General features: G+C 63.4%; 5 protein-coding genes and 1 riboswitch. Of the genes, 4 read left to right on the top strand and 1 reads right to left on the bottom strand.

Going from position 1 to position 7,841, the window contains the following annotated elements:
- Positions 1-28: 28 nt before the first annotated feature.
- A complete protein-coding gene (locus DBR12_RS19660) occupies positions 29-2,791 on the bottom strand; it encodes a DUF349 domain-containing protein (protein WP_108618776.1) in 2,763 nt (920 codons plus the stop codon).
- A 1,113-nt stretch (positions 2,792-3,904) separates the two neighbouring features.
- On the opposite strand from DBR12_RS19660, the gene DBR12_RS19655 reads away from it, so the two are divergent.
- The 4 genes from DBR12_RS19655 to DBR12_RS19640 all read left to right on the top strand — a co-directional run.
- On the top strand, positions 3,905-4,741 hold the full coding sequence (locus tag DBR12_RS19655; RefSeq protein ID WP_108618775.1) for a lytic transglycosylase domain-containing protein: 837 nt from the start codon (positions 3,905-3,907) through the stop codon (positions 4,739-4,741).
- A gap of 27 nt (positions 4,742-4,768) precedes the next feature.
- Positions 4,769-4,923: riboswitch (ZMP/ZTP riboswitch) on the top strand.
- 36 nt (positions 4,924-4,959) lie between these two features.
- Positions 4,960-6,204 (top strand): serine hydroxymethyltransferase, encoded by a 1,245-nt coding sequence (glyA, locus tag DBR12_RS19650; protein ID WP_108618774.1) that lies wholly within the window; start codon positions 4,960-4,962, stop codon positions 6,202-6,204.
- A 21-nt stretch (positions 6,205-6,225) separates the two neighbouring features.
- Positions 6,226-6,675 (top strand): transcriptional regulator NrdR, encoded by a 450-nt coding sequence (nrdR, locus tag DBR12_RS19645; RefSeq protein ID WP_108618773.1) that lies wholly within the window; start codon positions 6,226-6,228, stop codon positions 6,673-6,675.
- A gap of 298 nt (positions 6,676-6,973) precedes the next feature.
- A partial coding sequence (locus tag DBR12_RS19640; RefSeq protein WP_108618789.1) for a DMT family transporter occupies positions 6,974-7,841 on the top strand: 868 nt, incomplete at its 3' end.

Genomic DNA, 7,841 nt, shown 5'->3' with positions numbered 1-7,841 from the left:
GGGCCACCCGAGCCGCACCTTCTTTCTTTTACTGCTTGCGCAGCAGCGTCTTCAGAACATTCTGCAAACGCCGGGCGCTGGAGGCATCGCTGGCGCTTGCAAGCACGCGGGCAGCATCCTGACCCCAGGTCTGGGCTGGGGACGGGTCGTTGCGGCGCGTCAGCAGTTGAAGTTGCAACATGCGCCGAGCAGCAATGTGCTCCGCAGGTGTGGGAGCCTCCGCCGCCATTTCCAGGCGCAGCAACGCCTCGGATGCATCGCCGTGGGGCGCAGCAGACAGTGCCTGAGCCCATGCGGCACGCACGGGCGCCGTCACGCGGCCACCCAGGTCTTGTGCGCTGGGGACCTGGGATGGATCGCGCTTGTCCCACGCGGCGAGCAACTGGGTCAGGATTTCACCATGGGCCTGGGCTGCCAGCTTCTTCAGTGCCAGCTGGGCGTGCTCCATGGCGTCGCGCTGTGCCCGGAAAGCCGCATCGCCCAGGCGGGGACCACGGTCTTCGTGAGCAGGACGCTCGCCCATGCGGCCGCCACGGTCATTGCGGTCACCAAAACGGCCTTCGGCGCGCGGGCCACGGCCCATGTCACGGTCGCCAGGACGGCCATCGCGGCGGTCACCCGGCCGCGCACCACGGCCAGGGGCGGCTGGTGCGTCTTTTTTCATGCCAGGTCGATCGTCGCCACGCACAGCGACCACGGGGCGGGCTGGCTTGGGAGGCGCAACAGGGGCGGCAACAGGTGCCGCAGCTTCGCCATCAGCGGCTGCCCCGCTCGCATCGGCATCCGCCACAGGGGCATCACCCCCACCAGCCTGCTCTGCAGGCGCCGCAGCGTTTTGTGCCGCCTCCGCCTTTTGCGCAGTAGCCACCGCTTCAGCCGCCTGGGCCTGGCCACGCAATGCAGCCTCGAGCGCCTGAACGGCAGCACGGATCTGCTGGGCATCGCCCGTGGCATTGGCGGCCTCCAGAGCCTTGGAGGCATCCAGCACAGCACGGTCGCGTGCGCTCAGTTCGGTGGCAGCCTTTTCGCGGTCGGCCGACTTGCGATTGAATGCTTCGTCAATGGGTTTGCGGAACGCGTCCCACAGCTTTTGTTCGTGCTTGCGATCCAGCGGCACGGACTGCGCCTCAGCTTGCCAGCGCTGCTGCAGGGCCTTGACGGCGTCGATGCGCAGCGTGGGTGCTGCACCCAGCGTCGTCGCTTCATCGATCATGGCGTGGCGGCGGGCCAGGCTGTCTTTTTGCGCGGCCTCCAGCGGCGCCGCAGCCAGGGCAATAGCCTGCTTCCACTGCGGCTGCAGTTCGGCAAACAACTTTTCTCCCACGTGGCCACCTTCGCGCCAGCGGTCACCAAACTGGTACAGAGCGCGGTTGATGCCCTTCCAGTCGGTCGATGCGGCATGTTCCTGCGCCCAGGCCTTCACCTCTTCAATCAGCGCCAGGCGCTGCGCCTTGTGCTCAGCAGCCTCGGTGCGGATCTTGTCCAGCCAGGCCTCGACGACCTTGTGCGCGGCGTTGCAGGCCTCGTCAAATTTCTTCCACAAGGCGTGGTTGGGGGCGCCGCCCTGGTCGGCCTGTTTCCACTGATCCCGCAAATTGCGCAGGGTCTCCTGCATCTTGCGGCCACCAAGGGCCTGCCCTTCGGGGCGATTGAGCAATGCCTCGGCCTTGGCGACGAGGTCTTCGCGTACCTGGTCGGCACTCCAGCGTTGCCAGCCTTCCAGCTCACCCGCAGCCACCAGTGCGGTGTGCACCTGCTGCTCCAGCACGTTGTCGATGTGTTTGCCATGCACCTTGAGCACGGCCCGCAGGGAGGCTGCAGCACCGGCGCTGGCCTTGCCATGGCCTTCGGCAGTTTCCTTCTCAAGCGTCGTCAGGGCTTCGCGCACCACCTGTACAGCCTTCTCCACCACTTCGGGGGCCACCTTGGGTTTGGCGGCACGCGCAGGCTTGGCTGCAGCCGCTGCAACAGCCGCTTCGGTAGGCAGACCTCTCGCTGCACGCAGCTCATCGGCCCACACAGGCACGGGTGGCAGAGGCGCTGAAGCGTCTTCGGCGGCAGCTGCAGCCTGAGCCACGGCGGGCTGGAATGCCTCCCACACCACCAGCAACTGGGTGCGGGAAGCATCCAGCAGAGGCGGGAAGCGGGCTTCCACGCTCACCCAGTTGGCGTCGCCCGTCAGCTCCTGGGCCTGCTCCTGCCAGCGCGCAACGTCGACGCGCAGCAACTCGAGTGCGGCATGGGCATCGCGCCAAGGCTTGGTTGAGAGCACTTCAATGCGTTGCGCGAGAAGCACAGCGGCTTCGCGCTGCACCTGCACGCGGTGCTGAAGGTCTTCGATGACCTTCACACGGTCGGCCATCTGCACCTTGAGCAACGACAGCGGTTCACGCGACAAGGGAGCACCGGCCTTGGCCGCATCGCGCTGCCAAGCCATGGCATCTGCAATATTGAGCTTGGGGGCGGCCAACAGCGCCTGGGCTTTGTCGGCCCATTCGGCTGCGATCGCTTCTTGCCCCTTGGCACGGCGGATTTCATCCAGGCGCTCGCGCACAGCACGAGCAGCCCCCTTGTCGCGTCCGCTCAGTTCCTTGAAGACTTCCTGCAGCTGCTCAGGCGCAGGCTGGGTGGCCAGCCATTCACGGATGCGGGAGGCGCGCTCGCCAGACGTGGCGGCAGAAAAAGCGCCACCGGTCAGCGCGTCGAGCGGATGCGGCTCTTGGGTTTTGGCCGGGGCCGGATTCACTTCAGGTGCGTCAGACATTTTGCTGCGGGAAAAAAATGGAAACATGGATCCAATGGATAACGAAGGCGCCCCCTGGCGCATTGCCAAAAGAGCACCAGCCACAGCAAACGCACTGCATGCGTGCCGGGGCAACAAAGGGGCTATTTTCACCGGGTTCTGAGCGGGTGCCTTTGCGTGCACCACACCAACCTTCAACAGGTGATCTGGCACGAGGCTTGGACAAGCAGCCAACAGGCTGCGCCCCCTCCATGGGAGCCACACCCCACTACGGGCGACAGTCGCCCCACCAGGGACAGCCCCCATTATCTATATATAGACGCCAATGCCCAATCGCCAAGGGATCCTCTGCAGGAATCGAGCGGCAAGTGGGCGCTGCGGATCGGAATGGGCTGCAAGGCGCAAATACTCGCAATAGCCTTGGCTATTGCGGATATTTGCAACGCCGCAGACCGCCCGAGACCGCAGATGCACACGGCGCGGTGATTTGTGCAGAGGATCCCAAGGGTGCAGCGCAAACAAGAAAGCCCGACGAACAGAGCCTCATGGCCTGCCCGCCGGGCTTGACGGCTGACACAACGGTCTTTGCCATCGGTCGCGATGCGGAGATGAAGGTCCGCATGGCGAGGAGGCAAGGGATTGCCTCCAGGGGGTTGCCTTGAAAGCGGCATCTGCTGCACCTTGGCACTGAATGCCCTCGGAGGGAGATTTCGCTTCGTCTGGCGATGCCTGAAAACTACAGGCGCCTCCACCTTACCAAAGCCGTCCTCCAAGCTCAAATCGGATTCTCAATGACAGCAAGAACACCGATTGAATTTGACATGAGGGTGTCACAACCACCACCCGCACCAGGCAACTTCTCACCCCCAAAAGCCCTCAGAAACTGTGATTTTTCACAGATTTTTTACAACCAAAACATCTAAAAAATTGAATTGTTAGTGTTGACTATGCATTTAGAGAGCTTCTAGAATCCGCCAGCCCCAAAAACGGGCTAGTAAAAACCCCAACCCGCTGCCGAACCCGGCTAAGTCAACCCAGGCAACAAGCACTCCACAGACGTGCAGCCCGGACTTGATGGCGTACCAATCCAGGCGACTTGCCGGGAAGGTTCAGTCATGACGACTGCTCCAAACTCCCGTTGCGCCTCAGAAAGGAAGAGCTATGACAGCGTCAGGAAAAATAGTCTCCGGCGTGCGAACCTTCGCGGCCGATGTGACCGAAGGTTTTCTTGAAATCACCCACAACAGCTTTGCCCTCATCGGCCTGGCCGTTGCCTTCATCATCATTGCCCTTACTGCCCGGCCCGACCTGCGCCAGGCTGGCGAAGAGCGCCTCATGGGCTGGCTGCAAGCCCGCCAGGTGGAAATGCTGGGCATGCCCATCGAGCCCGAAGCCAGCGAGCGCGCCACCGCAGCCAACCCCAAGGACCTGCCCAAGGAACAGGCCGCAGTGGCTTTCTGGCTCAGCAAGAAGTACCGCGTGGCGCCTGAGCCGCTCAGCGTGCTGGTGGCCGAGGCCTATGAGATCGGCACACGCGCCAAGATCGACCCCACGCTGATCCTGGCCATCATGGCCATCGAGTCGAGCTTCAACCCCTTTGCGGAAAGCGCCGTGGGCGCCCAGGGCCTCATGCAAGTCATGACCCGCGTGCACACCGACAAGTACCAGAGCTTTGGCGGCCACTTTGCGGCCTTCGACCCGGTGAGCAACCTGCGCGTAGGCGTCAAGGTACTGCAGGAATGTATTGCGCGCGCTGGCTCCGTCGAAGGCGGCCTGCGCTACTACGTGGGTGCCGCCAACATGCCCGACGATGGCGGCTACGCAGCCAAGGTGATGGCAGAGCATTTCCGCCTGCGCCAGGTCGCGAACGGCCGGGCCATTCCATTCACTCCCCCATCGCTGTCAACCCAGGCGCCAGCGCAAAGCATTCCTGCCGCAGCTCCCCCGGCTGCGCCCAGAGCGACCGCCGATAAGGTGGCCCTGCTGTCAGGCCTCTGAGGGATCTGCTGCCGCGTCGGCTACACTAGCGAAGTACGCGACTGGCGATAGGCGCGGCATCCCTCACACCGGGTGCTGCCGCTGACGTGGAAACCGGCAAGGGCCTGCCCCTTGTGAACCACTGGGAAGCGTGCCGCACGGGGTCCACCCGCTGCGTTCAGCCGTTCGCCTGGGCAGCCCTTGTTTCAAGGGACACAAGTTCTTAGGACTGCCAAACCATGTACGACCGCAATATTCTTGTCGAACAAACCGACCCCGAACTCTTTGCCGCCATCCAGGCCGAAAACGCCCGGCAAGAACACCACATTGAGCTGATCGCCAGCGAGAACTACGCCTCCCCCGCCGTGATGTGGGCGCAAGGCACCCAGCTCACCAATAAGTACGCCGAAGGCTACCCCGGCAAGCGCTACTACGGTGGCTGCGAGCATGTGGATGTGGCCGAGCAACTTGCCATCGACCGCGTCAAGAAGATCTTCGGCGCCGATGCCGCCAATGTGCAGCCGCATTGCGGCGCATCGGCCAACGAGGCCGTGTTCCTGGCCTTCTTGAAGCCCGGCGACACCATCATGGGCATGAGCCTGGCCGAAGGCGGCCACCTGACACACGGCATGCCACTGAACATGTCGGGCAAATGGTTCAACGTGGTCAGCTACGGCCTGGACAAGGACGAAGCCATTGACTACGACGCCATGGAAGCCAAGGCCCGCGAGCACAAGCCCAAGCTGATCGTGGCCGGTGCCTCTGCCTACAGCCTGCACATCGACTTCGCCCGCTTCGCCAAGGTCGCCAAGGAAATCGGCGCCATCTTCATGGTGGACATGGCCCACTACGCTGGCCTGATCGCCGCCGGTGTGTACCCCAACCCCGTGCCCCACGCCGACGTGGTCACCTCCACCACTCACAAGAGCCTGCGCGGCCCCCGTGGCGGCATCATCCTGATGAAGGCCGAGCACGAGAAGGCCATCAACAGCGCCATCTTCCCCGGCCTGCAAGGTGGCCCGCTGATGCACGTGATCGCGGCCAAGGCCGTGGCCTTCAAGGAAGCGATGCAGCCCGAGTTCAAGGCCTACCAAGAGCAAGTGGCCAAGAACGCCAAGGTGGTGGCCGAGACGCTGACGGCGCGCGGCCTGCGCATCGTGTCGGGTGGCACACAAAGCCACGTGATGCTGGTGGACCTGCGCGCCAAGGGCATCACCGGCAAGGAAGCCGAGGCCGTGCTGGGCGCCGCCCACATGACCATCAATAAGAACGCCATCCCCAACGACCCTGAAAAGCCAATGGTGACCAGCGGCGTTCGCATTGGCACCCCCGCCATGACCACACGTGGCTTCAAGGAAGAAGAAGCCCGCATCACGGCCAACCTGATCGCCGACGTGCTGGACAACCCCCGCGATGAAGCCAACATCGCCGCTGTGCGTGCCAAGGTCAATGCGCTGACCGCACGCTTCCCTGTCTACCGCTAAGGTTGGTACCCAGACGACGCCATGAAGTGCCCCTTCTGCAGCCACCTCGAAACGCAAGTCGTTGAAACACGGGTGTCTGAGGATGGGGTCTTCATCCGCCGCCGTCGCCAATGCGGAGCGTGCGACAAGCGCTTTACCACCTACGAGCGGCCGGAGGTGAGTTTCCCGGCCATCGTCAAGAAGGATGGCCGCCGCATTGAATACGACCGGGGCAAGCTGCTGGCCTCGTTCAACCTGGCGCTGCGCAAGCGCCCGGTGAGCACCGAGCAAATTGACAGTGCCATCGAACGCATCGAAGAAAAGTTGCTGAACCTGGGCCAGCGCGAAGTGCTTTCTGGCCGCATCGGCGAACTCGTGATGCGCGAACTCAAGAAGCTCGACAAGGTGGCCTACATCCGGTTCGCCAGTGTCTACCGCAGCTTTGAAGACATCGATGACTTCCGCGCCATGGTCGATGAAGTACGCAAGTAAATCAGTCACGGCCAGGCCAGGCGACGGAGCCACCTCCACCCGGCCCACTGGGCATAGATTTCAAGCTTTTTTGGGGCCCACCGCGCACCCACCATACCCTGATAGCTATCAATAGCATAGCAATCAAACAACGCCACTGTTGCCCAGCAGGTTCTTCCAGCAGCGCTGTCACCAAGGCTACAAGGCGCAGTGCCACAAAAACAATAGCATTCAATGCTTACTGGACGCGCGGAAACGGCATTTTTCGCCTGAATTTCTTGCGCATGCAAGAGGCCGCCCTTCACCCCGGTGCCCGACAATCCAGGCGGTGAAAACCCGTTACTTCCTGCAGCTGGTGCTGCTATCTGCCCTCTGGGGCGCCTCGTTTCTCTTTATCCGCATTGCCAGCCCCGTGCTGGGCCCCAACGTGATGGCGGCCCTGCGCATTGGGTTGGCCACGCTGACGCTGATCGGCATCATGCGGGTCGCCAACGAATCCTGGCCCTGGCGCCACTGGCGCGAGCTGTTCGGGCTGGGTACGCTCACCGTCGCCCTGCCCTTTTTGCTGTACGCCTGGGCGGCCTTGCATTTGCCTGCAGGCTACAGCTCGCTGCTCAACACCATGGCCGTGCCGTTTGGCGTGATCGCCGCCGCCTGGATGAAGGAAGACACGCTGAGCGCGCGCAAGTGGCTGGGGTGTGTCTGCGGCTTTGCAGGTGTGGCGCTCATCGTGCAGCTGGGCCCCGTGCAGCCCACGCCCGCCCTGTTGCTGGCGGCAGCGGCCTGCGTGACGGCATCGGCCTGCTATGGGATCTCGACCACCTGGATGAAACGTGCCACCCAGCGCATGTCCCCGCTGTCGATTGCGGCAGGCATTCATGCTGCTGCCCTTTTGCTGCTGCTGCCAGGCGCTGCGTGGAGCCTGCCTGAAGCGCGTTTCACGCCCGGGGCACTGGCCGCTGTGGCGGTGATGGGCATCGTGACCTCAGGCCTGGCCTACTGGCTCAACCTTCGGGTGCTCCAGCATGTCTCGCCCGTGGCGGCCATGAGCTCGGCTTTCATGATCCCGCTGTTTGGCGTGGCCTGGGGCCATGTTTTTCTTGGCGAGGCCCTGGGGCCGGGCATGCTCTGGGGCGGCGCGCTGGTGCTGGTGGCGACCGGGCTGGTCACCGGCTTCAACCCGCTGC

The sequence above is a fragment of the Acidovorax sp. HMWF029 genome (genome assembly GCF_003060895.1).
Taxonomy (GTDB): Bacteria; Pseudomonadota; Gammaproteobacteria; order Burkholderiales; family Burkholderiaceae_C; genus Acidovorax.
Note: the sequence above shows the minus strand (reverse complement) of the source record. Positions and strands in the feature narration are given on the sequence as shown.